Origin of the sequence: Pseudoalteromonas gelatinilytica (assembly GCF_001641615.1) — a bacterium.
Taxonomy (GTDB): Bacteria; Pseudomonadota; Gammaproteobacteria; order Enterobacterales; family Alteromonadaceae; genus Pseudoalteromonas; species Pseudoalteromonas gelatinilytica.
The window spans coordinates 399,983-425,401 of the sequence record NZ_LRRU01000019.1 but is presented as its reverse complement, the minus strand read 5'-3'; the positions used below and the strand labels follow the sequence as shown (position 1 = coordinate 425,401).

The following is a 25,419-nucleotide window of genomic DNA, read 5'->3' as shown; positions in this document are numbered from 1 at the left end:
GTATGACTTAGCGCATCTTCTATTTAGCTTTATTGAATGGGTTGCGGGTGTCTTGGTCGGCATCGAGATTACGCATCAAAATTGCGTGATCTAAATCGATATCTTCTGGCAGAGGAATTTTAACAATATGGCCAGAACCTTTTGCATCGCTAATGGCTTCGCCTTTTTTGTTTTCCATAAAATCCAACTTAAAGTTGATGTTGCCTTTTGGTGTCATAAGCTCAAGTGAATGACCAGTACAGAACTTATTTTTCACATCAATTTCAACTAAGCCATTATCGTTGCGACCTAATACTTCACCCACAAACTGCTGTTTATCTGACACCGAATGACCATACTCATAGTTTTGATAGTCTTGATGTGCGTGGCGTTTTAAAAACCCTTCTGTATAACCACGATGCGCTAAGTTCTCAAGAGTTTTAAATAAGTTTGCGTCAAATGGACGACCAGCAACGGCATCATCAATGGCTTTACGATACACTTGTGCAGTACGAGCAACATAGTAGAAAGACTTGGTACGGCCTTCAATTTTTAAACTATGCACGCCCATTTTCGTTAGTTGATCAACATATTGAACTGCACGTAAATCTTTTGAGTTCATTATGTAAGTGCCATGCTCGTCTTCAAAAGCAGGCATGTATTCACCAGGGCGGCCTTGCTCTTCAAGCATGAATACTTCGGTACTTGGCGCACCATCACCTAGGGTTGGGATCACCGCTTTAGGGTCGATTTTATGCACCATTTCGCCGGTTTCATTTTCGGTGCCTGGTTTCACATCGTAGTTCCAACGACATGCATTAGTGCACGTTCCTTGGTTTGGATCGCGTTTATTAATATAACCCGATAACAAACAACGGCCAGAGTACGCCATGCAAAGTGCACCGTGAACAAACACTTCAAGTTCTGTATTTGGGCATAGCTCACGAATTTCAGCGATTTCTTCAAGCGATAATTCGCGCGATAAAATGACTCGCTCAATGCCCTGCTGAGCCCAAAAGTTCACTGTGGCATAGTTCACCGCATTGGCCTGCACAGATAAGTGAATCGGCATATCTGGCCATTTCTCACGCACTAGCATGATAAGCCCAGGATCTGACATGATCAGCGCATCTGGCTGCATCTCAATGACAGGCTCAATATCGCGTAAGTACGATTTTACCTTGGCATTATGAGGAGCAATGTTCGACACTACATATAATTTTTTATTTTGCGCATGCGCTTCGTTGATACCGGTTTGCAGGTTATCTAAGTCAAACTCATTGTTACGAACACGAAGGCTATAACGAGGTTGGCCAGCGTAAACGGCATCTGCACCATAAGCAAAGGCATAACGCATATTCTTTAAACTACCCGCAGGTGATAACAACTCAGGTGTAAAAGGGCGAGGGTTCAAAATAGGTGACGACATGAAAGCTCCACACATCGAACCGAGTACAAGTCGGTTGCATGAATTAATACGATAATGAAGCGCGGCAGTATAATAACCTGCTCAGTAATTTTATTGATCTAGATCATGATTGATTCATAGAGCTTATTGATGAGTAGGTGACAAACGAAAAAAGCGCCATAAGCGCTTTGGTCATAACAACAATATAGGGGAATAGTTAATGGGCTGAACCATCTCCGCCGCGTAATACATTACTAGATGCTTTACACCCATTTTCAGCGATATAATCAACAGCCGCTTTTGCTTGCACTATGCCCCAGCCGTAAGCATGATCATAACCCATACTCCCCTGATCATCGGCTGATGCTCTCAGTGCTAAACGAATGCCATTTGCAGAACACTCAGGGTAATTACTCCATACCAATGCAGCTACGCCGGAAACATGAGGAGTTGCCATCGAAGTACCTGATTTAAAGTCATGATCTGAAAACTCAGCGACAGTTATTGTGGTTTCTTTACCGAGGTTGTCCATTAAATTAAGACCCTCATTTCTTGTCACAGAGCCAGCAATCATAGAAGTAGGGTTAATAGTACCGATAAGCTGGCTTTGGTTATTATTACGAATAATAACTCCCACACCGCCATCCGCTTCACACTGCTCTACTTTTTTATAAAACGGAATTTCCCCTCGTTCGATTAAACAGATTTTTCCTGTTACATCACCACAGCTCTGAGTACCTAAACCACAATCAACTAGCTCCCCAGTAACAGTACCAAAACGCGAGCCATCCATACCATAATATTGGAAATTAACACTTTCTTGCGTGACATTAAATTTTGAAAAGCGCGCGCGGTTAACAGGCACAGTTGAGAAAACATTAACGCCTGGCGCTGCTAGTTCAATTTGACTGCTTCGCTGAGAAAAGCTTGCATGATTTTTAGTGCTATCAACCGCTGCAACTGAAATCACACTGTCATAAGATGCAGGATAGCTATGTGAAGCTTCACCAGCATTTCCTGCTGCCGCAACCATTAATATATTCGCACGAGCAACTTTATCTAACGCTTTTTCTTCAATCGGGCTTGAATATTTTCCACCAAGGCTCATCGAAATAACCGTTGAACCAGCTTGTTGACACTCATCAATCGCACCAGCTAAATCCGAAGCGTAAGCCCAGCTACCATTACCAGCAAAAACACGCACAATGTGCATATCAAGAGAATGATCATCGACAATCCCTGTCGTACCAAACTCATTGTCGATTGCGGCAATCGTGCCCGCAACATGAGTGCCATGACCAAATGGATCTTGATACCACACTCCAGCACCGCCATCGTCTGAGCCTGTAACACCAGCACTCGGCAAATCTGGGTGTTCTAAGGCATAACCGCTATCGATTACACACACTTTTTGTCCGCCTTGGTATTGAACTTGATCAGCTTGAACCATCGCTAAACCATACGGAATATATTGCGAAGCGCCTTCAGACATTAACTTTCTTGGTACGTCAGGGTAAAAAGTCTTTACGTTTGTAAGCCCTTTAACGTTGGCTAACTGAGTTTTATCAATCGAAATTGCAAAACTTTCTAGTGAACTAAGCTCTTTTTCTATTTTAATATTATTTGATAACAACTCAGATTTAAGCGCAGAGGCTTTATTACTATTTGCTTCTAGAACAATTCGCATTGATTGATCAGCTAAAGAAGGAAAACTATAAGCAAGAGCAATGCTTGCCGCTAAAACTGTTTTTTTATTTATCATCATTAAACTCCTTCTCTACTCTGCGTTGTCGTCATTTTTGCTACTTGGGCAATCTTTCACTTGTACATTGCCACTTATTGTTCCGGCATTGTTATAGCCTTGGTATGGACCAGACTCGAGTAACATCACATTCAATAACCCATTTGCACCAAATCCAGATTTAATACCTTCAGAAATATCCATCATACATGCAAAGCCAACCCCCTCTCCAGGCAGGCTAGGATTGGTTGAGTTATAATTAAACTCAACTTGATACATCCCCTCAGTGCAAATATCTTGTTTGCAAAATAATCGCTCATCACCAGACTCAGCCCCATCAGGTGATACAGGATCTTCACTACATAAGCCTGCACCATAAACCTGTGCGTTAAATGATACTCCTCCAGATTGTTGCCAATCTAATGCAGTTACATCTTTGTAATTTACTTTTCCGCTTACTTCTCCATCACAACGAGCTGCATGTGCTGTAAACACAGCTTTTCCAGCCCCACCCTTTGAATTAAGAGTGCCGCCAGCGTTAACTTGAGCGTCTAACTTTGCACATCCACCCATAATAGCGAATGATGTGATTAACAACCCTAACTGCGTTTTTTTCATATTAATTCCTTGTTGTTTGTTTTTATTAAAAACAGCTAAAACCACTCAATAGTAAAATATATTTAATTTATACAATTAGTTATGAGTGACAAAATAAGTAATAGAGGAAGTGAAATGAGAATTCAACACACTAAAAAGGGTAAAAACCATGGCAAAAAAAACGATTAAATTAATTGTAAAAAAACGCCTTAATTAACATACTGTTAAATATTTGTTTACAAAAAATAAAAGTGTATCAATCTGTACCAAAATGTAATCAAGCACTTAAATATTATAAAAACAATACAAACTAGCACTTTAGAACTACAGAAATTAAACTAAGTAAGGACTTATACAGAAAAGAAAAAGGTGACCAATCCTATGGCCACCTTTTTAGATCAAACTCAATTAACTATCCAGGGTAATTGGTTTGGATTTGCTAATGTTAACAGCAAAGCCCTTAACATTGATATTTTTATACGCCAGTTAAGCGTTCTCGGCGTTTTTTCCACAATAAGAACTGATAACCAAGTAGGCCATCGGCCTGAATATTGATCCGCCCACCTGCGGCTTTTATCACTTGCAATTGCTTTGGCTTATCGTCGAATTCAAATTTGAATTTATATGACGTCAGTGTTTGCTTAATCAAACTAATGGCAAGCTCCTGCTCTTTTGCAGCCTGAATGGTGACCATTTCATCCTGATTAAAGCGGTACTTAATTTGTTTATTTGTTGCGATTAGTTTCGGCATCAAATTAGCGATATGTTCATTCCAGTGCGCAGACTTTTTTGCGTATTCCATTGAAGCCGCTTCATCTAGCTCCCATGTGGTCAATAGCTCTTCAGGAACATTAAACCCTTTGTTGCTTGAGCTTGCAGCTTGATGGGTTTGCGCACTAGCTTGATCAGGAATAAAGCTTAGATTACATAACCATATTATTGTTATTAATGAACTTTTATACATTAGCAGGCCTTTGTTACAAAGATATTGAAATAAAGGCCCAGCCACCTAGCCGGACCTTTAAGCGCTTAACACAAAATGGTATTAGTCATTAATATGTGCGCAGCGGCCAAATTCAGCACCTGCTGACACCGCATCAACCACTTGCTTAGGGAAGCTAAGTTCACGGTCGCGGCCGTTATCACATACAAATGCCTTATTCGCATCGATTTCAATTGATAACACTGCGCCAGCAATGCCTGCCATGATCTCAGAACCATCAGCACTTAGGCCAAACATGTTATCGGTAAGTAAGCCTTTTGCTTCAGTAACACCTTGCTTAGCAAAGAACTCTGCTGATGACATCCAGCCAATATCTTTTAAATAAATAGCGCCAACAAAACCGCCAGATAGAGGGCTACCAGCACGTCCGGTGATCATCGATAAGTCCTCATTTGCATCAAGAACCATCACTGAAGGTAAGCCAAATCCTAGTTCAACTAATTCTTCATGGCTGTAGCCTAGGTCGCAATAGTTGGTCCAGAAACTTATCGCAGGAATGTTGTCACACCAACGTAAGCTACCAATTTTTTGAGTTGTATTGGTTACTGTATCCCATACTTTTACGCCAGCAGGGCGACGGTTTTCGATTGCTCCGAAGGCGACATAACGACCATTTTCAGAGATAACTGAATTGTCGATTGCACCAAACTCCGTGTAAGTATCAACAAGCTCACCATTCACCCAGGCAATTTGTGTAAAGCCATTCGTTGAACCTGTAATTGTTTCGCCATTACCAGAGATACGATCTGCTCGCGCCCATGCCGTACGACGAATTTGCTCATCGCCATTCATAATAGCGATTTCTTTACCACTGCCATAAGAACGGTCAACCATTTGGGTGCCAGGTAAAACGCTTGCTTTACCCGTGTTTGCATCCCAAACAGTAGGCATACCAACTGAACGCGCAGCTTCGCCTTCAGCACAGCGATTTGAACCATCGTATGGGAAGCGTGTTGTACCAACAATCAACTTACCATCATCATCCATATCCCAGATGCTATGTGAGCTTTGCCCCTGCTGACTTGAAAGCGAGCAACTATTCCCCGTTAAATCTTCAAGCATTGATACTTTGCCAGAGTTTATATCCCAGACGCCGCCTTGCATCACGCCATTATCATTAAAGTGTGCGGTAATAGCAGCTTTAGTGGCTGTTTTGTTCATTGCTGTGCTTGTAGAGCTTAATAAAGCGTAGCCATCAGGGCTTACTAAAGTATCAAACGAATTAGTCGCACTGTCGTATAAGAAAGGAATACCCGAAGAGGTTGTTCCAAGTGCTTTTTTACCGTTTTTAGCGTGATCCATTACAAACGCTGAAATCAGTGGCGTATATTGAATACCATCTTGATAACCGTTGAAGTACATCTCAAGCTGTTTAGTTTCACCCGCTGAAACAACTATCTCTGTCATCGCACAGGCATTATCTATTCCCGGGTTTGCACTTTCGTTGTCATTCCAATATTCAGCTTCAGAAAGAATATTCGTTTGCTGAGTTGGATAACCACCTGCATTGATCTCTTGAGTATAAAGAGCATAACGTGCCCCCGGCGTTAAGCCATTAATGGTAAATGAGCCATCTGGGCCGATACGGCCTTGTGTCATGTTACCTGACTGTTGGCTGATCACATCTTCGTAAGGGTTATCAAGGTTACGCGCTATTAAATTCACCCCTGAGTACTCTACTCCCTCTTTTGTTAAGAGCTTACCTTGAATAGAGCCAAACTGTGATTGGTACTGCGCCGTAGGATAAAGATCTGAGATATTAACAATATCGTCTTTCACATTAATGGTGTGTTGATTTGCACCAGCACTGCCGCGCACATTAATAAACGGAAACATGGTCTCAATGGCAGAATAATCCAACATACTAGAGCTGGTAAATTTAGTGACACCCTCACAACCTGGTACACCGTCATATTGCGGGCTATAACTTGCCGACATATACACTAAATGGCCATTTGCTTGTGAGTGAGACATATTGATCGCATGGCCAAATTCATGGGTGAATACTCCACCAACTTGTGTGCCATCGGTATCACTAATATCAACAAACCAGCCATTCATTAAGGCTGTCGCTTCAATAATTTCGCCGGTTTCTTCGTCGGCCCATTCAGGGAATGCAATACCTAAAACAGCGCTTCTTGGCACACCAAAATAGTTTTCTAAAATGCTACCATCAGTGTCGTAATTGACCCAAAAGCCATAACCATTCTCAACACCATAAATTTGATCAACATTTTCTGCAGTCACATCCGCAATGCCTGTTTTCTCAAAAATCGTGCCCTGTACTGACATCTCGAAAGTTGACGTTTCTACATCAGACCACTCTTTCACAGCATTCGCCGTTACTTTGTTGGCTTGCTCAATCGTTAAAAACGTATAATCTCGGTCAAGTTCAGTGTATGCAGGGATCACTGTGCCATCAGGTAAGGTAACATCAACGTTAAATACAGTGCCTTTTTCAAGTACAGTGAAGGTTTCGACATCGTTACCGTCTTTATCTTTGATAAGTTGGCCGCCATCTGTCCACACTGGAATACTGCCTTTTGAGGTGTCCCATTTATATGGCTGCATTGTCGGTTCATGAATATAGAGTGGGCCACCGGCTAACGCACCTGTCGAAATAGTTGCAAGGGCTAATGCTGCTGCGATTTTAGAAAATTTCATTATTGTTGTACTCCAGACAGTTTACCTACTAAATCCATAAAAACTCCCACATCGACTGCACCTGGCGTGGTTAAAAGATTTTGTTGCTCTGCTGATAAGCTGCTGGTATCTAACCCTTCAAAAACACCTTTGTTAGCAAAAATGTTTTCTACTTTGCCATTGCGCACTACAAATTTACCTTGAGCAAGGCCTACGGTCGTTTGAAACCCTGTGATTGATGCTGGCTTATACATAAAGGCAATCACTTGTTCGCCTTCTTGCCATTTAGAAAAACCTTCAGGCGTTGCGCCTAAATACACTTTGCCATTGCCCATAGAGCGGGGTTTTATCAGGCCAAACTGACGAAAAGTATAATTTGAATCGTCTTTTAACTTGCCTTTTGCATCTGACGAAACCTGAATAGTCACTTCGGTATAGGGACGATTGTTATCAAAACCATCTGTTACGCTTACCACCTGGCCAGCAATAATGCTCTGTGACTCAACAGCCATCTCTTGTAAGTTTTGTTGTTTTAGTTTCATTGCATTGGCTGCGGGGCTCAAAGTCAGCATGGTGCCAAGTGCAAAAGCTGACGCGCATGACAACTTAGAAAGTGCACTGCGTAGTTTCATTGTTCTCTCCTTTGATTATTCAAATTAAAATGAAAGTGAGATTTTTGGTTTAGAAAAAATCAACTCACTAATATTTTATGATTGAATAAATTAAGAAATTCACGAAAAACCATGTAGCGTTTTGTACACTTTAAATTAACATTTCGATTACAATTTTATTGTTGCTATTTTTCTCTGAAAAGATAGATTAAATTCACACGCAAAAGTAAAAACAAATTATTTTCAACAAGTTAAAATATCACCACTTTATCATGGGTAATTAGCTTACCCATGATAAAGTGAACAAAAGGTTAACGGCAAAGTGGTGTTTTTACATTTTTTAAATGTGTAATGGAGCAGGTAAATTTATACCAATTAGCTTAGCTGGATGAGCAAATTGTAAGCGAGTAGAGATTGGGTATGTCAGCAGAGAAGCCCCGCTGACAATAGCTGATTAATAGCAATTTAAAAAAGCTGCACTTCTTCAGTTTCAAGCGCAAAGGTTTTGCCATTTGCAAAACTTATATCGATATAAAAAATATGACTACTCTCAACTTCTGGAGCTTGGTTAGGTTTTAGTTCAATAAATATAGGTGCAGTCGTGGGGAATACGCTTGCGAAGTCTTCAACACTGGCATAGTTGCCATCACTGTAATAATCAAAATCACTATTATACATTTCTTTGATATCAAACAGGCTATTTAAACTCGTACCCGCGGTGAGCTCACTGTTGTAATCAGCGCTTGAGTAAATATTAATAGCTGTAATGGTATTCGCGCTCCCTAATACCACTGCTGGGATAGGACAGTCTGCATATTCTTTATTAGGGTCAGGCTCATCTCCTTCACTATAAACGCCTTCGCCAGCACCGCCTAATTTTATGATATAGGCATCATAAGCGAGTGCTGTGTTAGCCTCGTTTTGCCCTGGGGTGACAACATAATTATCAATATCGATTGCCAGGGGAAAAGGGTGGCATGTTAGCTCATCATTTGAGTCTGAATTACAACCCGCTAAACAACTTGCGAGTAAACTGACCAGTAAAAGTTTTTTCATAATTGTCCTTATTAGTTTTGTCATTTCCTAAGATAATAATTACTTATTAAACTGCTCATAACAAGTGCTTAGCGGTGCAAGCACGCTCATTTTTTATACTCAATTTGCTATACGTAGTGAGGGTTCATGAAAATGCCATCAAATGACTATTTAATAAAATTAGGAATTTTCACGTAAAGCGCGTATAATTCGCGCCCGTTAATATTTAACCTTTAAATTTAAAAATTATTGGAGCATAAAGATGGCTTTAGAGCGTACTTTTTCAATCGTAAAACCTGATGCAGTTGCTAAAAACCACATCGGTGCTATCTACAACCGTTTCGAAACTGCGGGTCTTAAAATCGTTGCAGCTAAAATGGTTCACCTTTCAAAAGAAAAAGCTGAAGGTTTCTACGCTGAGCACAGCGAGCGTCCTTTCTTCGGTGCTTTAGTTGAGTTCATGACATCTGGTCCAGTAATGGTTACTGTTCTTGAAGGTGAGAACGCAGTACTTAAAAACCGTGAAATCATGGGTGCTACTAACCCTGCTGAAGCACTAGCTGGTACTTTACGTGCTGACTACGCAGACAGCATCGACGAAAATGCTGTTCACGGTTCTGACGCTGTTGAATCAGCTGCACGTGAAATCGCATACTTCTTCGCTGACGAAGAAATCTGCCCACGTACTCGTTAATTTCGAGTTCACAGCTAAGTCTGTGATGCAGAAGAAAAAGGGCTTTCGGGCCCTTTTTTAGTCATTAGCTAAGCCTATTGTAAATCTGTTTAGCTAATGACTAAGTCGATTAAATAATGTACAATCGCGCACCCAAACTACTTACCACCGTCACTGATTGAGGTTGTTTCATGACCACTGAAAAAAAGATTAATTTATTAGATTTAAACCGAGATGCAATGCGTGAGCTTTTTGTATCATTCGGTGAAAAGCCATTCCGTGGTGATCAGGTGATGAAATGGATTTATCATTTTGGCGTCGACAATTTTGACGACATGACAAACGTCAACAAAAAGCTGAAAGAAAAACTAAAAGCTGAATGTGAAATTGTTGCTCCTGAGATCTCAGTTAAGCAAGTAGCAAGTGATGGCACCATCAAATACGCACTTTTACTTAAAGGTGGCCAAGAAGTAGAAGCTGTTTGGATCCCAGAAAAAGACCGTGCAACTTTATGTGTATCTTCACAAGTAGGTTGTGCCCTTGAATGTACGTTCTGCTCTACAGCACAACAAGGCTTTAACCGTAACCTAGCGGTGTCTGAGATCATTGGTCAAGTTTGGCGTGTAGCGAAAGACATTGGTTTAGACGGCGACAGTACTAAGCGCCCTGTGACTAACGTGGTAATGATGGGTATGGGTGAGCCACTACTCAACCTTAAAAACGTCGTACCCGCAATGGAACTTATGATGGACGACTGGGGTTTTGGTTTATCAAAACGTCGCGTTACATTAAGCACCTCAGGTGTGGTGCCTGCTCTTGATTTATTAAAAGAGAAAATTGACGTAGCGCTGGCTATTTCACTTCACGCGCCAAACAATGAGCTGCGTGATGTACTGGTACCAATTAATAAAAAGTACCCGATTGAAGAGTTTTTAGCAGCGTGTCGTCGTTATATCGACGGCTCTAAAGCAAACAAAGATGTGACTATCGAATACGTTATGCTACAGGGTGTGAACGACAGCACAGATCAAGCACACGAATTGGTTAAAACATTAAAAGGAACACCTTCAAAAGTGAACCTGATCCCGTTTAACCCATTCCCAGGTAACGAATATGGCCGTTCAAGCAACAGCCGAATTGACCGTTTCTCTAAAGTACTACAAGCTGCGGGTATCACCTGTATTGTTCGCCGTACTCGTGGTGATGATATTGATGCTGCCTGTGGTCAATTAGTGGGTGACGTTGTTGACCGTACAAAACGTTTAGCGAAAAAGAAAATGCGCGAAGATAACGCAATTGCGGTAAATGTTCACCAAGCATAAGCGACATATTTAAAGACAAGCCTTTGTGACAAACTCGTTATTTTTAAAATAATAGATGCAACACAAAGGCTTTTCGGTAAGATAGGCATACGGAATCAAAGAAGAGATTAGGTAATGCGTTCTATACTTGCCATTACTGTTAGTGCATTCGCATTAACAGGGTGTGTTACAGAAAACAGCTACGACGGAAGCGACAGACCCGTTGTAGAAAAAAAGATTAATAATACTGGTGCTGCTCGTACTCGTATCGCCCTTGCGTTACAGTACTTAAAAACGGGCAACAACTCGCAAGCAAAATATAATCTAGAACGTGCCGCAGAATTTGCACCTGACCTTCCTGAAGTCCACTACTCTTTAGCCTATTACTATCAACAGGTTGATGAACCTGATCTCGCTGATAAAGCCTATCAACGCGCTTTAAAAATCGCCCCGAATGATCCAAACACCTTAAACAATTATGGTGTCTTTTTATGTGGCATTGGCAAATACGACCGTGCAGCAGAAGAGCTTCTTAAGGCAATTGCCGTTCCTAGCTATATCCGTGTAGCTGAAAGTTACGAAAACTTAGCCTTATGCGCGATTGAATTTGATGACTTTGAAAACGCAGAAAAATACCTAAAATCAGCGCTAAACCACAGCTCGCAGCGTCCTTCTTCAATGATAAGCCTTGCTGGTTTGTATTACGCAAAAAGCGATCTTCATAAAGCTGAAGATATCATTGAAAAATACGAATCTACCGGTCGCGTGACCCCTCGCGCACTTATGCTTAGCTACCTTATTCAGCAACGTATGGGCCATATCGAAAAAGCCGAAACAACCGCAGGTATTATTTTACAAACCTACCCAGGTTCAGTAGAAGCAAGGGCTATTTCATCAGGGCAAACTAAACGCTCAGAATTTGAAGTTCTGCGTGAAAAATATCGTCAAGCGCAGCTTGAAGAGTTGAAAATATCAAGTGATAACAGCACGGTTAGCAAAGATCAGCCAAAAATTCGTATCGTGAAAAGAAAGGCACCTGCTAAACAAACCGTTGTTGCTGAGGCGTCAGTGGCTACTGCACAGCAGATCCCTGTACAGACAACACAGGTTCAACCTTCACAAGTAGAGCCAACACTCACTCAAGCAGAGCAAGAACCAGAAATCGTAGCGCAAAGCAATAAGCAGGTGACAGCTGAGGTAAATTCAGACAGCGAAGAGAAACCAGCAACAGAGTCACTCGCCTCTGTGCAACCACGCGAAACAACGCCTAACACGCTCACTGAGCAAACAACTGACGAAGGTTTCCAAACGGTTAGCTCTCGTAAAGTTGAACAGGCCGCTGTTATTGCAAAGCAGCAAACAGACGCGCAAACACCAGCGCAAAGTAATGATGAAGTGACCATAGTGTCATTTGGTGCACCGCAAACGCCAAGCGTTCAACAACAAACGCCAGCAAACTCGCAAAATACCAAAAATGATGCCAGCACTGTGGTGTTTTACGAAGCAGAAAAAGACGAAAACGTATTTAGTGGCAGTCAAACAACGGCGTCAACCGCAAATAGCACTGACTTTAGCGTGACAAACGAGCCGCTTAACTTACCCATGCTGAACGCAAATGTACCGGCGCTGAATATCCCGTATCATATTATTGAAAATGGTGAAAACCTCTTTAGCATTTCGGTGCGATACAATGTTAAACTACAGAAGATTTTGCTGTGGAATGGCTTAAAAGAATCGGATCGTGTACAAAACGGTACTCGCATTTATTTGAACGATCCGAACATTTATCACGACATCAATGATGGCGACACACTTTATAGCATAGCCACACAGCATAGCGTATTAATCGATCAGTTAATGCGCTGGAACAAATTGAGCCCAGATGTCGCCCTTGAACCTGGGCATAGACTATTATTGGTAGACCCTGACTCATACGCATTATGAATGAAGAAAACAATTTAGAACAACCGCAAGAAACGCTCGGCCAAGCGCTAAAAAAGCGCCGCGAAGACGCTGGAAAGAGCCTTGAGCAACTTGCTGGTGCATTAAAGTTATCCGTTTTACAGTTACAACGACTAGAAAACGACGAGCACGAATTACTTGGCCCTACGACCTTTGTAAAAGGTTATATCAGAAGCTATTGCCGTGAGCTGAAAATCGATAGCCAAGCCATGCTTGCATTATTGCCAGAGCACGTTGAGCCTGCAAAAAAATCTAAAATGCAGAGCTTTTCTCGCCGTACAGAAAAAGAAGCACATGACAGCCGCTTAATGCTGTTTAGCTACTTCATTTTAGCGGTGATCATTGGCTCGTCAGTATTTTGGTGGTGGCAAAATAGCAACCAGAATATCGAACAGCCCGTAACGACTGCGATGCCAAATCAGCTTGAAAGCAGTGAGATTTCACCTGATTTAGCTTTAGAAGCGCCTGCTGAAGAAACCATTCAACCACTCGCTGACGACGAGCAAGAAATCGTTCAGCCAGAAGCTGATGTGCCAACAAGCAACAACGAAGCACAGAACCAAGTTGCTGCTCAGCCAGAAACTGAAAAGGCTGATCCTGAGCACAGCGAAGTGGTCATGCACTTCAATGAAGATAGCTGGGTAGAAATTCACGATGGCAACGGCGATCGCATCGCATTCGGTGTTAAAAAAGCAGGTTACGTTATGACAGTAACCGGCCCACAGCCTTTTAGTGTGGTACTTGGAAAACACCAAGTGGTTGATATTACTTTTCAAGGTCAAGCCGTCGATACTTCACATCTTGCCAAAAATCGTTTAGCTAAATTTACTTTACCGTTATCAGAGTAACCGCAATGTTTTCAGAATCTCCTATTAAACGTAGAAAATCGACCCGTATTAACGTAGGTAATGTGCCAATTGGTGATGGTGCACCGATTGCCGTCCAGTCGATGACTAACACCAACACCCTAGATATCGATGCAACGGTTGCACAAATTCAAGCTATTCAAGATGCTGGCGCCGACATTGTGCGTGTATCAGTACCCACCATGGAAGCTGCTGAAGCATTTAAAAGCATTAAAGAACAGGTCACTATCCCGTTGGTAACGGATATTCACTTTGATTACCGTATTGCATTAAAAGTGGCTCAGTATGGTGCGGATTGTTTGCGTATTAACCCTGGTAACATCGGCAGCGAAGAGCGTATTCGTGCCGTTGTAGACTCAGCACGCGAGCACAATATTCCTATTCGTATTGGTGTTAATGGCGGTTCATTAGAGCGTGATTTACAAGAAAAATACGGTGAGCCAACGCCAGAAGCTTTACTTGAATCAGCTATGCGTCACGTTGAGATCTTACAACGTTTAGACTTTGATCAATTTAAAGTCTCTGTTAAAGCGTCAGATGTATTTTTAGCGGTCGGTGCGTATCGTTTACTTGCGAAAGAAATCGACCAGCCACTGCATTTAGGTATTACCGAAGCAGGCGGTATGCGCTCAGGTTCAGTTAAATCAGCTGTTGGCTTAGGTATGCTACTTGCCGAAGGCATTGGTGACACACTGCGCGTATCACTTGCAGCCGATCCGGTACAAGAGATCAAAGTGGGTTTTGATATTTTAAAATCATTACGCATTCGCTCACGCGGCATTAACTTTATTGCCTGCCCGAGCTGCTCACGCCAAGAGTTTGATGTGGTAAGCACCATGAACCAACTTGAAGAGCGCCTTGAAGACGTGGTTGAACCTATGTCAGTGTCGGTAATTGGTTGTGTGGTAAATGGTCCGGGCGAAGCACTTGTAAGTGATATTGGCCTTGCTGGTGCGAACCGTCGCTCAGGCTTATACATCAATGGCGAGCGCCAAAAAGCACGTATCGATAACGATAACATTGTCGACCAACTTGAAGGCTATGTGCGTGACTTTATCGCTAAGAAAGAGAAAGAAACGCCAATCGACATCAAAATCGTTGAATAATTCGCATATACTCGGCAAACCCTCAGGTTTGCCGTTTACCTTTAGAACCCAAACGGTATAATAGCGGGTCAATTTTTAGTTTTTCTTGAGGCGCGATTTTTTCAGCGCACGTACAGTATTTAGGATTTATCAGTGGCAAAACAAATTCAGGCAGTTCGTGGTATGAACGATTGTCTGCCAGGCGATACGCAAATTTGGCAGAAAGTAGAAGACATTTTACGTGAAACAGTTTCATCGTTTGGTTATCAAGAAATTCGTTTTCCAATTGTTGAATCAACCGACCTATTCAAGCGCTCTATCGGCGAAGTAACCGATATCGTAGAAAAAGAGATGTACACCTTTGCTGACCGTAATGGCGATAACTTAACACTTCGCCCTGAAGGTACGGCAGTCTGTGTGCGTGCAGGTAATGAAAACGGTTTACTGTATAACCAAGAACAACGTTTATGGTACATGGGCCCGATGTTCCGTCACGAGCGTCCGCAAAAAGGCCGTTACCGTCAATTCCACCAATTTGGTTTAGAAACATTCGGCATTGCCACTGCTGATATTGATGCAGAAGTTATTTTGCTGACAGCCCAATTATGGAAAGAGTTTGGTATCAGTGAGCATGTTCGTCTGGAGCTTAATTCATTGGGTTCAAATGAAGCACGTGCAGACTATCGTGATGCACTTGTTGCTTACTTAGAGCAACACGTCGATGTACTTGATGAAGACTCTAAGCGTCGTATGCACACTAATCCTTTACGTGTGTTAGATAGTAAAAACCCTGATGTACAAGCCATTTTAACTGATGCGCCTAAACTATCTGAGCACTTAGACGCTGAATCAAAAGAACATTTTGAAAATTTATGTGAACGTTTAGACGCTGCTGGCGTCGAATACACGGTAAATGAAAAGCTTGTACGTGGCCTTGACTATTACAACCGCACCGTTTTTGAGTGGGTTACTGATAGCCTAGGCGCACAAGGAACCGTTTGTGCCGGTGGTCGTTACGATGGTCTAGTTGAACAACTAGGCGGTAAAGCAACACCAGCGGTAGGTTTTGCAATGGGTCTTGAGCGTTTAGTGTTATTACTTCAAGCACTCGAATGTGTAGGTGACATCCGCCGTAGTGCTGATGTATATTTGGCAGCCATGGGCGATAAAGCCAGCATTCAAGCGCCTATCATTGCCGCTCAATTACGTAAAGATGTTGCGGGTCTTCGTGTTATGGTGCACGCAGGCGGTGGCAACTTTAAAAAGCAATTAAAACGCGCAGATAAAAGCGATGCTCTTGTAGCGGTTATTATCGGCGAAGATGAATTAGAACAAGGCGTTGTGACAATTAAGTACTTACGTGAACGTAAAGAACAAGTCACCTTAAAACTAGAAGAAGCGAAAACGCTACTAGCTGAGCTTATTTAAGCCCAGCTAGCAACAGAGGTAAGCATGGAAATTTATTCAACAGAAGAACAACAAGAAGAAGCGATCAAACGCTTTTTCCGTGAAAATGGTTTAGCACTTGCAATTGGTATTGTTGCAGGTTTAGGTGGTTTATATGGTTGGAAAGCTTATAACCAAAACCAAATCACCACAGCTGAGAAAGCATCTGACTCTTTCACACAACTTGTTGAAAGCGGTGCCGTGCTAGAAAAAGCGGATACGTTTATCAAAGATAATAGCGAGTCAAGCTACAGCACGCTAACAGCATTTGTAGCGGCAAAAGAAGCCGTTGAAAAGAATGACCTTGATGCAGCAAGCGAAAAGCTTAACTGGATCATCACCAACGAGCAAAACCCTGAGCTAAAAGCAACGGCAACAACGCGCCTTGCTCGTGTTCACCTTGCGCAAAAGCAATATGAGCAAGCGCTAACAACGCTAAATGCCCAGCTTCCAGCATCATTTGCTGCTGCAGTCGCTGAATTAAAAGGCGATGTTTATGCTGCACAAGGCGACAAAGACCAAGCACGCAGCCAATACCAAGCAGCGGCTGATAATGGCGGCCTTGAAAATAACCCGTTATTACAAATTAAACTTGATGACTTAGCACAAACTAGCCCAGCGGCGTAAGGGGTTAAGATGAAGAAGTTAACAGCGGCAACACTTGCTCTGTGTATCGCAACCCTAACAGGGTGTTCGTCAAGTGATGACGAAGATGAACTGGTACTGCCTGAAATTGTTAATCAATTTGAGACAGAAGTGGTTTGGCAAGAATCAATTGGTGATGGTGTTCAGCATTATTTCTCACGCTTAACACCGGCTATTCATAACGATGTTGTGTATGTAGCAAACCGCGAAGGTGAAGTTGAAGCCCTATCGCTTGAAAATGGCGATACTCTGTGGGAAACCGATGTTCGTGAAAACCCAGCCTTTTGGCCTTGGGAAACCACAGAAAGTGCCAAGTTATCGGGTGGTATTTTACAAGCTTACGGCAAGATTTTTGTTGGTTCTGAGCATGGTTATTTAACCGCTCTAGACCGTGAAACAGGTGAGATTATTTGGCGTAAAACAATGACAGGCGAAGTACTTGCTAAACCTGCTGCAGGCGACGGCTTAATTTTTGTAAACCTAGGCTCAGGTAAATTATTAGCTTTACACCCAGATACAGGTGAAGAGCGTTGGAGCTTTGAACAAGAAGTGCCGCCATTAACGTTACGTGGTCAAAGTTCACCAACCGTAGCAAATGGTGGTGTATTGCTAGGCCTTGAAACAGGCAAACTAAGCGTATTAATTTCAGAAAATGGTTACTCTGCGTGGAGTGCTGAAATTGCTTCTCCAAAAGGTGCCTCTGAGTTTGAACGTTTAGTCGATGTGGATACACAAGCGTTAATTAGTGGTCCATATGCATATGCAATCGCCTATAATGGTAACTTAGCAGCCGTTGATATTCGATCAGGTAATGTTGTTTGGAAACGTGAATACAGCAGCTACCGTGATTTATCGATGGATAGCCAGTCTATCTATGTTGTTGATAGCGATGGTGTTATTTACGGTCTAGATAAAACATCAGGCATTGAGCGTTGGAGCCAACCGGCACTACGCGGCTGGTACTTAACAGGCCCAACTGTGGCTGGTAAATATTTAGCACTGGGTGACCAAGAAGGTAACCTACACTGGTTAGACAAAGAAACGGGCGAGCTTGTATCGCGCGAAGACTTTGACAGCTCAGGTTTCTTTATTGAGCCTGTTGTTGCCGGTGACAAATTAATTTTATACACCCGAGATGGTGAAGTTAGCGCGGTTAAAATTCCAAACTAACTTACTAATAGTAAACGTTATTTTTCTAAGGCTTCGCTTGGCGAAGCCTTTTGTTGTTTTTTTAAGAGGTAGTTTATGCTTCCCGTGATCGCTCTTGTTGGGCGACCCAATGTGGGCAAATCCACATTATTTAACCGTTTAACACGTACTCGTGACGCCCTCGTAGCCGACTTTCCTGGCTTAACACGAGATAGAAAATATGGCCAAGCAGATTACGAAGGCTATGAATTTATCGTGGTAGACACGGGTGGTATTGACGGTTCTGAGCAAGGTATCGAAACCGAAATGGCTGAGCAATCGCTACTCGCGATTGAAGAAGCCGATATCGTATTATTTTTAGTGGATGCCCGCGCAGGTATGACTGCCGCTGACCAAGCAATTGCTAACCACCTTCGTAAACAACAGAAGAAATGCTTTGTTGTAGCAAACAAAGTGGATGGTATTGATGCAGACTCATATTGTGCAGAGTTCTTCCAGTTAAGCTTAGGCGACGTACATCACATTGCTGCAGCGCATGGCCGTGGTATCACGCAATTACTTGAAACAACCTTACAGCCAGTTATTGCTGAACTTGCCGGTGAAAGTGAAGAACTTGAAGAAAGTGATGACGAACTGGTTGATCTTTACAGTGAAGATGAAGAAGGTGAAGACAGCGAACAAGCCTTTGCAGATAAACCAGTAAAACTTGCTATTATCGGTCGCCCTAACGTTGGTAAGTCAACACTTACAAACCGTATCTTAGGTGAAGAACGTGTAATCGTTTACGATATGCCAGGTACAACCCGTGACTCTATCTATATCCCTATGACACGCAACGACAAAGAATACATTCTTATTGATACTGCGGGTGTTCGTAAACGTAAGAAAGTAAGCGATGTTGTTGAGAAGTTCTCAGTTATTAAAACATTACAAGCCATTGAAGATGCCAACGTGGTACTTTTAGTGGTTGATGCACGCGAAGGTATTTCTGATCAAGACTTAAGCCTATTAGGTTTTGCTTTAAATGCGGGTCGTTCATTGGTTGTTGCTGTTAACAAGTGGGATGGCCTTGATGATTACGTTAAAGAACGTATTAAGTCAGAGCTTGACCGTCGTTTAGGTTTCATCGATTTCGCACGTTTACACTTTATCTCTGCTTTACACGGCACAGGTGTGGGTCATTTATTTGAATCAGTAGACGAAGCGTACGAATCAGCAACTAAACGTATTAGCACAGCGATGTTACGTCGTATCATGGATATGGCACAAGCCGATCACCAACCGCCACTTGTTCGCGGTCGTCGTGTAAAACTTAAATATGCTCACGCAGGTGGCTATAACCCACCACGTATCGTGATCCACGGTAACCAAGTTCATGACTTACCTGATAGCTATAAACGCTACTTAATGAACTATTATCGTAAAGCATTAAATATCATGGGTACGCCGATCAAAATTGAATTTAGAGAAGGCGATAATCCTTACGCAGGCCGCTCAAACAAGGTGACCTTATCGCAAAAACGTAAAATCCGTGCGTTTGCGAAAGAAAACCGCAACAAGTCGTAGTTGCCACGTAAGCTTTAAGTATTAAAAAAAACCTTGTAAGTATGACTTACAAGGTTTTTTTATTGCTAAAACTATGCTTTATTTAATAAACGAATAATAAATAGAGCTGCATAAATGGCATTTTTAAGTCAGGTTATTTACGTCGATAACGTAGAAGAAGTACTCGACTTTTACTATCAAGCATTTGGATTTAATACCAATCATATCAGTGACGATGCCGAATACGGTGAACTTGTTACAGGTTCCGTTAAACTTGCTTTTGCAACCCACCCGCATGCGCAATCATATTTTAAGCAGGGGTATATTCGTGCCCACCCTAAGCAACCTGCACTTGGTTTTGAGCTAAGATTCAGCTGCCACAATTTAGTCGAAAGTTACGATAAAGCCGTGCTTGCTGGTGCTGAGCCATTGTGCCCGCCAACTAAAAAAGATTCTCAACATTATGCGTATGTTCGCGCTATTGAAGGCACTTTAGTGTGTTTAGTAGAAGATTAGCCTTTTGTAAGGTCCGTTTTTGTTAGGTCAGTATGCAGCTCAAGGGTTAACTCGCGTAGTAACTCGATTCGCTCTAAACTCATGTTTGAGCGCGCCATTAACTTGGTTGATAATTCTTCAGCATCAATTTTAAGCTGCATGCCCTGCTCGGTTAACGAGATTACTTTTTTACGCTCATCTTCATTTGATACCTGACGCGTCAATAAACCTTTGCTTTCTAGGCGCTTAACTATTGGTGTTAAGGTGCCAGAATCGAGGTGCGTGTCATGAGAAAGCGCTTTTAAACTCACTTGGTTATTATACCAAAGCGAATGCATCACAATATATTGCGGATAGGTTAAGTCATAAGCTTCGAGGATTGGTCGAAACGCTCTGATCAACGCATTGGTTGCACTGTATAAAGTGAAACACACATTGTCTGATAAGTTGTTGCTCATGTAATTACCCTAAACTGAAATAAAGCCGTATTATTGCCGCAATTTAGTTTGCGCGCAAATTATTTTCCGACGATCTATTGCCTTTTATAGGAAAGTTCATTAAATTGATCGCAAATAGTTTGCGCGCAAATATTTTGCACAATTCATTAATTGATTCTAATCTAGCAGATTCGAGGTTTATATGGCGACAAGTCAACAAATTCATTTAGTTTCACGTCCAACGGGTGTACCAACACAGGCTAATTTTACGCAGGTAGACGTAACACTTCCTGATTTGAACGACGGCGAGGTATTAATTAAAAATACCTGGATGTCAGTTGACCCTTATATGCGCCCGCGCATGATTGATCGTAAATCATATATCGCGCCATTTAACTTAAACGAAGTGATGGAAGCCGGTGCTATCGGCGAAGTGATTGAATCGCGCAATGACGACTTTCCTGTAGGAAGCAAAGTAAGTCATATTAGCGGTTGGCGTACCATGCACATTAGCGATGGCAGCGACTTAACGTTACTGCCAAACGTACCACTGCCAGACCAACTATTTTTAAGTACCATGGGTATGACCGGGTTAACCGCATGGGCAGGTCTAACAAAGGTAATTAGCCTAAAAGAAACCGACACTGTGTTTGTATCAGCAGCGTCAGGCGCGGTAGGTAGTGTAGTATGCCAAATTGCCAAGCTAAAAGGTTGTAAAGTGATTGCATCGGTTGGCTCTGACGAAAAAGCGCAGATGGTTAAAGCGTTAGGTGTTGATGCCGTAATTAACTATAAAACGGTCGCAAACCTCACAGAAGCCCTTGAACAAGCGGCACCACAAGGCATTGATGTGTACTTTGAAAACGTAGGTGGCGATCACCTTGAAGCCGCACTCAATGTAATGAACGATTACGGCCGTATTCCTGTTTGTGGCATGATCTCAGGTTACAATAACGACACAGCACAGCCAGGGCCAAGCAACCTGTTTTATATCAACTCGAAAAAGCTCACCATGCAAGGGTTTATCGTGATTGATTATTTTGATCAGTTTCCTGAGTTTATTGAGCAAATGGGTGCGTGGATCAGCGAAGGTAAAATTAAATCTGAAGAAACGGTATACCATGGCATCGAAAATGCCGTTGATGCATTTCTTGGTCTGTTCGAAGGTAAAAATAAAGGAAAAATGCTAGTTAAGCTTTAACGCTTAATTACAAATAAAGCCTGTATCTTAGTTGGTACAGGCTCTATTTAGGCAAGTTTAAAAAATACGATTGCCGAAACAAGCATCCCTTGCGCTTATAATCCTTCATATTCGGCCTTCCTTGGTTTTAAAATTTGCTTTCTGCAGTCAACCATATCCCAACAATCTGTTTCAGGTACACCGTAATACCACGCTTTAAAAATAGGTTGATATTTTTCAATCACACGTTGTTGCATGCGTTTTGAAAAATGAGGCAAGTAAACCGTTTTAGTCAACGTGATATGCCTTGCAATCATCTGTCCTAAATTAAAACGCTCTTGGCGATACATCATGTCTGCTTCTTTAAATTCTCTGCTATCTGGTGTGAATTTTTGCATGTCTTGTTTAGGGCCTTCCGCCCAGCCAGCCACTTTATTCATTTGTTCAGCAAATGGCTTAACAGTAAACGTAACATAAATGGGGTCATTAGCATCGGTAGGCGGAAAACCTCGTGGAAACGCGCCTTGGTGATAATTAGGATGGGTCACAGTAAACTCAATCGATGCATAGGCATTAGGTTGTAATAAATCTAACCGCTCCCGCGGGAAGGTGATTTGCTCATTCGCATAGGCTGCTTTAAAATATTTATAACCAAATTCAATACCGCAACTACTATGACCACACGACTCTGAATAGCCCGACTCTATTAAAAAAGGGAACTCTGGCACTGAGCCATCTTCTGTTTTAATTGTCACAACGATGGGCCCACGATAACCATGCGCTTCATCAAATAAAAAATCACAACCTGTGGTAAAAAAACAGGCCAGTAATACACCGCAAAATTGCACCACCTTGCGCTTATAATCCTTCATATTCAACTTCCCTTGGTTTTAAAATATGCTCCTGACAAGTCATCTTATTCCAACAATCTGTTTCAGGTACACCGTAATACCACGCTTTAAAAATAGGTTGATATTTTTCAATCACACGTTGTTGCATGCGTTTTGAAAAATGAGGCAAGTAAACCGTTTTAGTCAACGTGATATGCCTTGCAATCATCTGTCCTAAATTAAAACGCTCTTGGCGATACATCATGTCTGCTTCTTTAAATTCTCTGCTATCTGGTGTGAATTTTTGCATGTCTTGTTTAGGGCCTTCCGCCCAGCCAGCCACTTTATTCATTTGTTCAGCAAATGGCTTAACAGTAAACGTTACATAAATGGGGTCATCAGCATCGGTGGGCGCAAAACCTCGAGTAAAGACGTTGTAGTGATAATTAGGATGAGTAACTTTAAAAAGAATTGTTGCGTAGGCATTAGCTTGCAATAGGTCTAACCGCTCTCGCGGGAAGGTAATTGGCTCATTAGCATAGCTCGTTTTTAGATATCTATAACCGGAGTCTATGCCACAGCTACTATGACCACACGACTCTGTGTACACAGACTCTATTAAAAAAGGAAACTCTGGCACTGAGCCATCTTCTGTTTTAATTGTCACAACGATGGGCCCACGATAACCATGCGCTTCATCAAATAAAAAATCACAACCTGTGGTAAAAAAACAGGTCAGTAACACGCTCATAAACACCACTAATTTTTTCACACTATTGACCTTGTATTTTAATAATTATTTAGCGCTAATAATGGGGTTGTCGGCACTGCCATTAATTTGGTAGCCATAAATGTTGGCAAGCTGCGGCAGCTCAGGCGACAAGGCAAGGCCGTTGTCTGTATCAAATGAAATTCCTAACTTTTTTAATAAGTCAGCTTTATTATTTTTTAAAATTGCAATGGGTATATTGTCGAATTCAGTAATGTTCGGGTTAGGTGATGCGCGGTCGTTATTTGGGCTCAACTCAGCTGAGTTTAGTTGCGAAAGCAAACTTAGAATTAGACTAGACTCATGATAAGACTGAGAGTTTAGCTGTTTTATCTCAGGCTCTTTTTGTTCAATATCATTTAACATAACTACTAGCGATGTATAAATAAACAAAGTAGCGAATATGAGAATAAAATATAAAACAACCCTATCATGACTTATATTCACAGCAATTCCTTTTGTAAAATCCATTTAAAACTTTAATAACCTTACACCAGCAATAAAGACCATCAAAAAAATCATTAAAAAAACAAACAAAAGAACCGAAATAAAAATAAAGAACCAGTAATTTTTAACGATTTAAAGCAAGATAAAAAGCTCACCATGCAAGGTTTTATCGTGATTGATTATTTTGATCAGTTTCCTGAGTTTATTGAGCAAATGGGTGCGTGGATCAGCGAAGGTAAAATTAAATCTGAAGAAACGGTATACCATGGCATCGAAAATGCCGTTGATGCATTTCTTGGTCTGTTCGAAGGTAAAAATAAAGGAAAAATGCTAGTTAAGCTTTAACGCTTAATTACAAATAAAGCCTGTATCTTAGTTGGTACAGGCTTCTTATTATCATTATCAGTCATTCAAAATCGATAAATACGCAAGTTCTGCTAGTTTCTCTAATGATGACGTTGCATTAGACTCAGGCTTTTCAGCATGAACTGAGTAGCGCCTTTTTGGGATTTTAACTTGAATAAAACCATGATTATTGGCCATATCAATACGCAGCATTTCACGTTCTTTTGGCGTTAAATGATTTTCATGGATCTTTTCAAGCTCACCATGATCAAGCCAAATAGCAGCACAATTTGGACATTCGTCTATTTCAACCACTTTTAGTGGCGTAAAAAAACGTCGCATCATCACTATGTCAGGGCACTTCGGGCAATTAATACGCGTTGCTAAATCAACACATTCTGTTGGCAGGCTTTGTAAATGAGCCAGCAGCACTTGCGCGGGTTTTAAACTCGGATCGCTAAAGTGGAATATTTGTCGGTTATCAAAAAATACGCCTCCACTTTTTGATAAATACACCTTAACGTCGCCAATGCTTACTGCTTCTAGGGCTGTTTTAGTACGCGGGCAAAACATAATACATCCTTGTTTTACAATTAATTTAGCGCTTTTGTTATTAACGGTTTAAGTGGCTCTGGTAAGCTGATGTTACCAGCTAGCACAAAGTCATGTGCTTCGTTTGACATCTTTTGCCAGGTTTTACGAATAATACCCAACCATTTTTGCTCATCGTAATCAGGCTTACTACTTGCAAAATCAAGCATGTAATGCTCAATAAACACAAGGCTTGCGATGTCTTCAATCAATTGGCTATCAGGGTTTCGCTTTATATTCTTTTTTGCCACTGCTGCGTATACACGCTCACACTCTTCTGATGCGTAACCAGCCGTTTTCATAAGGGCTGTTACACGCTCTGCATGGAAATCATATAAAGCCGTGCGCCATTGATAATAACCTTGCTTACCCATAGGGAAATCACTGCGAGGAGAGCGCCAGCGCTCAATATGTTGACCTCGTGCGGCAATGTGCATCAACTCATCAGCTTGTGGATTGAAACGGTTTAGCATATCGGTCATACGCATTGCGTATAATGATTCTTTTGCAAACTCTTGATCATCTTGTTTCACACGATTTGGATCGACAGCATTCGCTGCATCTATGGCTTTTATCACGGCTTGGTACATAGCGTTTAATCTTACTTAAGTTTGTAATCTATTGTATTTAGGTACA

Annotated in this window: 25 protein-coding genes; 12 read left to right on the top strand and 13 right to left on the bottom strand. The window is 41.7% G+C overall.

The genetic code is table 11. The features are described 5' to 3' along the window. Positions 1 to 19: 19 nt before the first annotated feature. The 7 genes from trhP to NH153_RS12195 form a co-directional block, all read right to left on the bottom strand. Positions 20 to 1,408: a prephenate-dependent tRNA uridine(34) hydroxylase TrhP gene (gene trhP, locus NH153_RS12225; protein ID WP_063704218.1), complete on the bottom strand. Its 1,389-nt coding sequence runs from the start codon at positions 1,406 to 1,408 to the stop codon at positions 20 to 22. 196 nt (positions 1,409 to 1,604) lie between these two features. Further along, positions 1,605 to 3,152 (bottom strand): S8 family serine peptidase, encoded by a 1,548-nt coding sequence (locus NH153_RS12220; protein WP_082874052.1) that lies wholly within the window; start codon positions 3,150 to 3,152, stop codon positions 1,605 to 1,607. Between the two features lie 12 nt (positions 3,153 to 3,164). Beyond that, a complete protein-coding gene (locus tag NH153_RS12215; protein ID WP_063704214.1) occupies positions 3,165 to 3,746 on the bottom strand; it encodes a hypothetical protein in 582 nt (193 codons plus the stop codon). A gap of 454 nt (positions 3,747 to 4,200) precedes the next feature. After that, a complete protein-coding gene (locus NH153_RS12210) occupies positions 4,201 to 4,689 on the bottom strand; it encodes a hypothetical protein (RefSeq protein WP_063704212.1) in 489 nt (162 codons plus the stop codon). 81 nt (positions 4,690 to 4,770) lie between these two features. Continuing rightward, entirely contained in the window at positions 4,771 to 7,392 is a 2,622-nt protein-coding gene (locus tag NH153_RS12205) for a zinc metalloprotease (protein ID WP_063704210.1), read from the bottom strand. Further along, positions 7,392 to 8,003, bottom strand: a complete 612-nt coding sequence (locus NH153_RS12200; protein ID WP_063704208.1) for a hypothetical protein — start codon at positions 8,001 to 8,003, stop codon at positions 7,392 to 7,394. The genes NH153_RS12205 and NH153_RS12200 overlap by 1 nt, the downstream gene beginning before the upstream one ends. A 444-nt stretch (positions 8,004 to 8,447) precedes the next feature. Beyond that, entirely contained in the window at positions 8,448 to 9,038 is a 591-nt protein-coding gene (locus NH153_RS12195; protein WP_063704205.1) for a hypothetical protein, read from the bottom strand. 241 nt (positions 9,039 to 9,279) lie between these two features. On the opposite strand from NH153_RS12195, the gene ndk reads away from it, so the two are divergent. The 10 genes from ndk (at position 9,280) to NH153_RS12145 (ending at position 20,205) form a co-directional block, all read left to right on the top strand. Beyond that, positions 9,280 to 9,711, top strand: coding sequence for a nucleoside-diphosphate kinase (gene ndk, locus NH153_RS12190; protein WP_036972405.1), 432 nt, complete (start codon positions 9,280 to 9,282; stop codon positions 9,709 to 9,711). A gap of 170 nt (positions 9,712 to 9,881) precedes the next feature. Next, a complete protein-coding gene (gene rlmN, locus NH153_RS12185) occupies positions 9,882 to 11,012 on the top strand; it encodes a dual-specificity RNA methyltransferase RlmN (protein WP_063704202.1) in 1,131 nt (376 codons plus the stop codon). Positions 11,013 to 11,126: 114 nt separating this feature from the next. After that, complete coding sequence (gene pilW, locus NH153_RS12180) at positions 11,127 to 12,935, top strand: type IV pilus biogenesis/stability protein PilW (protein ID WP_063704200.1); 1,809 nt, start codon at positions 11,127 to 11,129, stop codon at positions 12,933 to 12,935. Then, on the top strand, positions 12,932 to 13,801 hold the full coding sequence (locus NH153_RS12175) for a RodZ domain-containing protein (protein WP_063704197.1): 870 nt from the start codon (positions 12,932 to 12,934) through the stop codon (positions 13,799 to 13,801). Before pilW ends, NH153_RS12175 begins: the two co-directional genes overlap by 4 nt. Before the next feature lie 5 nt (positions 13,802 to 13,806). Next, entirely contained in the window at positions 13,807 to 14,925 is a 1,119-nt protein-coding gene (ispG, locus tag NH153_RS12170; protein ID WP_054553525.1) for a flavodoxin-dependent (E)-4-hydroxy-3-methylbut-2-enyl-diphosphate synthase, read from the top strand. Positions 14,926 to 15,057: 132 nt separating this feature from the next. Continuing rightward, positions 15,058 to 16,332, top strand: a complete 1,275-nt coding sequence (hisS, locus tag NH153_RS12165) for a histidine--tRNA ligase (protein WP_063704195.1) — start codon at positions 15,058 to 15,060, stop codon at positions 16,330 to 16,332. Between the two features lie 24 nt (positions 16,333 to 16,356). Next, positions 16,357 to 16,977, top strand: coding sequence for a YfgM family protein (locus tag NH153_RS12160; RefSeq protein WP_063704192.1), 621 nt, complete (start codon positions 16,357 to 16,359; stop codon positions 16,975 to 16,977). A 9-nt stretch (positions 16,978 to 16,986) separates the two neighbouring features. Then, a complete protein-coding gene (gene bamB / locus NH153_RS12155; RefSeq protein ID WP_063704190.1) occupies positions 16,987 to 18,165 on the top strand; it encodes an outer membrane protein assembly factor BamB in 1,179 nt (392 codons plus the stop codon). Between the two features lie 75 nt (positions 18,166 to 18,240). Then, positions 18,241 to 19,710 (top strand): ribosome biogenesis GTPase Der, encoded by a 1,470-nt coding sequence (gene der / locus NH153_RS12150; protein ID WP_063704187.1) that lies wholly within the window; start codon positions 18,241 to 18,243, stop codon positions 19,708 to 19,710. 114 nt (positions 19,711 to 19,824) lie between these two features. Further along, on the top strand, positions 19,825 to 20,205 hold the full coding sequence (locus NH153_RS12145; RefSeq protein WP_063704185.1) for a VOC family protein: 381 nt from the start codon (positions 19,825 to 19,827) through the stop codon (positions 20,203 to 20,205). Here the strand turns inward: NH153_RS12145 and NH153_RS12140 are convergent. After that, positions 20,202 to 20,642, bottom strand: coding sequence for a MarR family winged helix-turn-helix transcriptional regulator (locus tag NH153_RS12140; protein WP_063704183.1), 441 nt, complete (start codon positions 20,640 to 20,642; stop codon positions 20,202 to 20,204). The genes NH153_RS12145 and NH153_RS12140 overlap by 4 nt on opposite strands. Positions 20,643 to 20,823: 181 nt before the next feature. Between NH153_RS12140 and NH153_RS12135 the strand changes: the two genes are divergently transcribed. Beyond that, positions 20,824 to 21,822 carry an NADP-dependent oxidoreductase gene (locus tag NH153_RS12135; protein ID WP_063704181.1) on the top strand — a complete coding sequence of 333 codons (999 nt, stop codon included), beginning with the start codon at positions 20,824 to 20,826 and terminating at the stop codon, positions 21,820 to 21,822. A 95-nt stretch (positions 21,823 to 21,917) separates the two neighbouring features. Here the strand turns inward: NH153_RS12135 and NH153_RS12130 are convergent, their stop codons facing one another. Genes NH153_RS12130 through NH153_RS12120 form a run of 3 tightly spaced genes read right to left on the bottom strand, consistent with a single transcriptional unit; the run spans position 21,918 to position 23,766 of the window. Next, positions 21,918 to 22,673 (bottom strand): hypothetical protein, encoded by a 756-nt coding sequence (locus tag NH153_RS12130; protein WP_063704179.1) that lies wholly within the window; start codon positions 22,671 to 22,673, stop codon positions 21,918 to 21,920. Further along, positions 22,660 to 23,403 (bottom strand): hypothetical protein, encoded by a 744-nt coding sequence (locus NH153_RS12125; RefSeq protein ID WP_063704177.1) that lies wholly within the window; start codon positions 23,401 to 23,403, stop codon positions 22,660 to 22,662. The genes NH153_RS12130 and NH153_RS12125 overlap by 14 nt, the downstream gene beginning before the upstream one ends. A 24-nt stretch (positions 23,404 to 23,427) precedes the next feature. Beyond that, entirely contained in the window at positions 23,428 to 23,766 is a 339-nt protein-coding gene (locus NH153_RS12120; RefSeq protein WP_063704175.1) for a hypothetical protein, read from the bottom strand. Between the two features lie 237 nt (positions 23,767 to 24,003). Between NH153_RS12120 and NH153_RS12115 the strand changes: the two genes are divergently transcribed. After that, entirely contained in the window at positions 24,004 to 24,192 is a 189-nt protein-coding gene (locus NH153_RS12115; protein ID WP_063704172.1) for a hypothetical protein, read from the top strand. Positions 24,193 to 24,249: 57 nt separating this feature from the next. Here NH153_RS12115 and NH153_RS12110 read toward each other — a convergent pair whose 3' ends face one another. Further along, complete coding sequence (locus NH153_RS12110) at positions 24,250 to 24,765, bottom strand: TFIIB-type zinc ribbon-containing protein (protein WP_063704170.1); 516 nt, start codon at positions 24,763 to 24,765, stop codon at positions 24,250 to 24,252. A gap of 20 nt (positions 24,766 to 24,785) precedes the next feature. After that, positions 24,786 to 25,373, bottom strand: a complete 588-nt coding sequence (locus tag NH153_RS12105) for a DUF4202 domain-containing protein (RefSeq protein ID WP_063704168.1) — start codon at positions 25,371 to 25,373, stop codon at positions 24,786 to 24,788. Positions 25,374 to 25,419 lie beyond the last annotated feature (46 nt).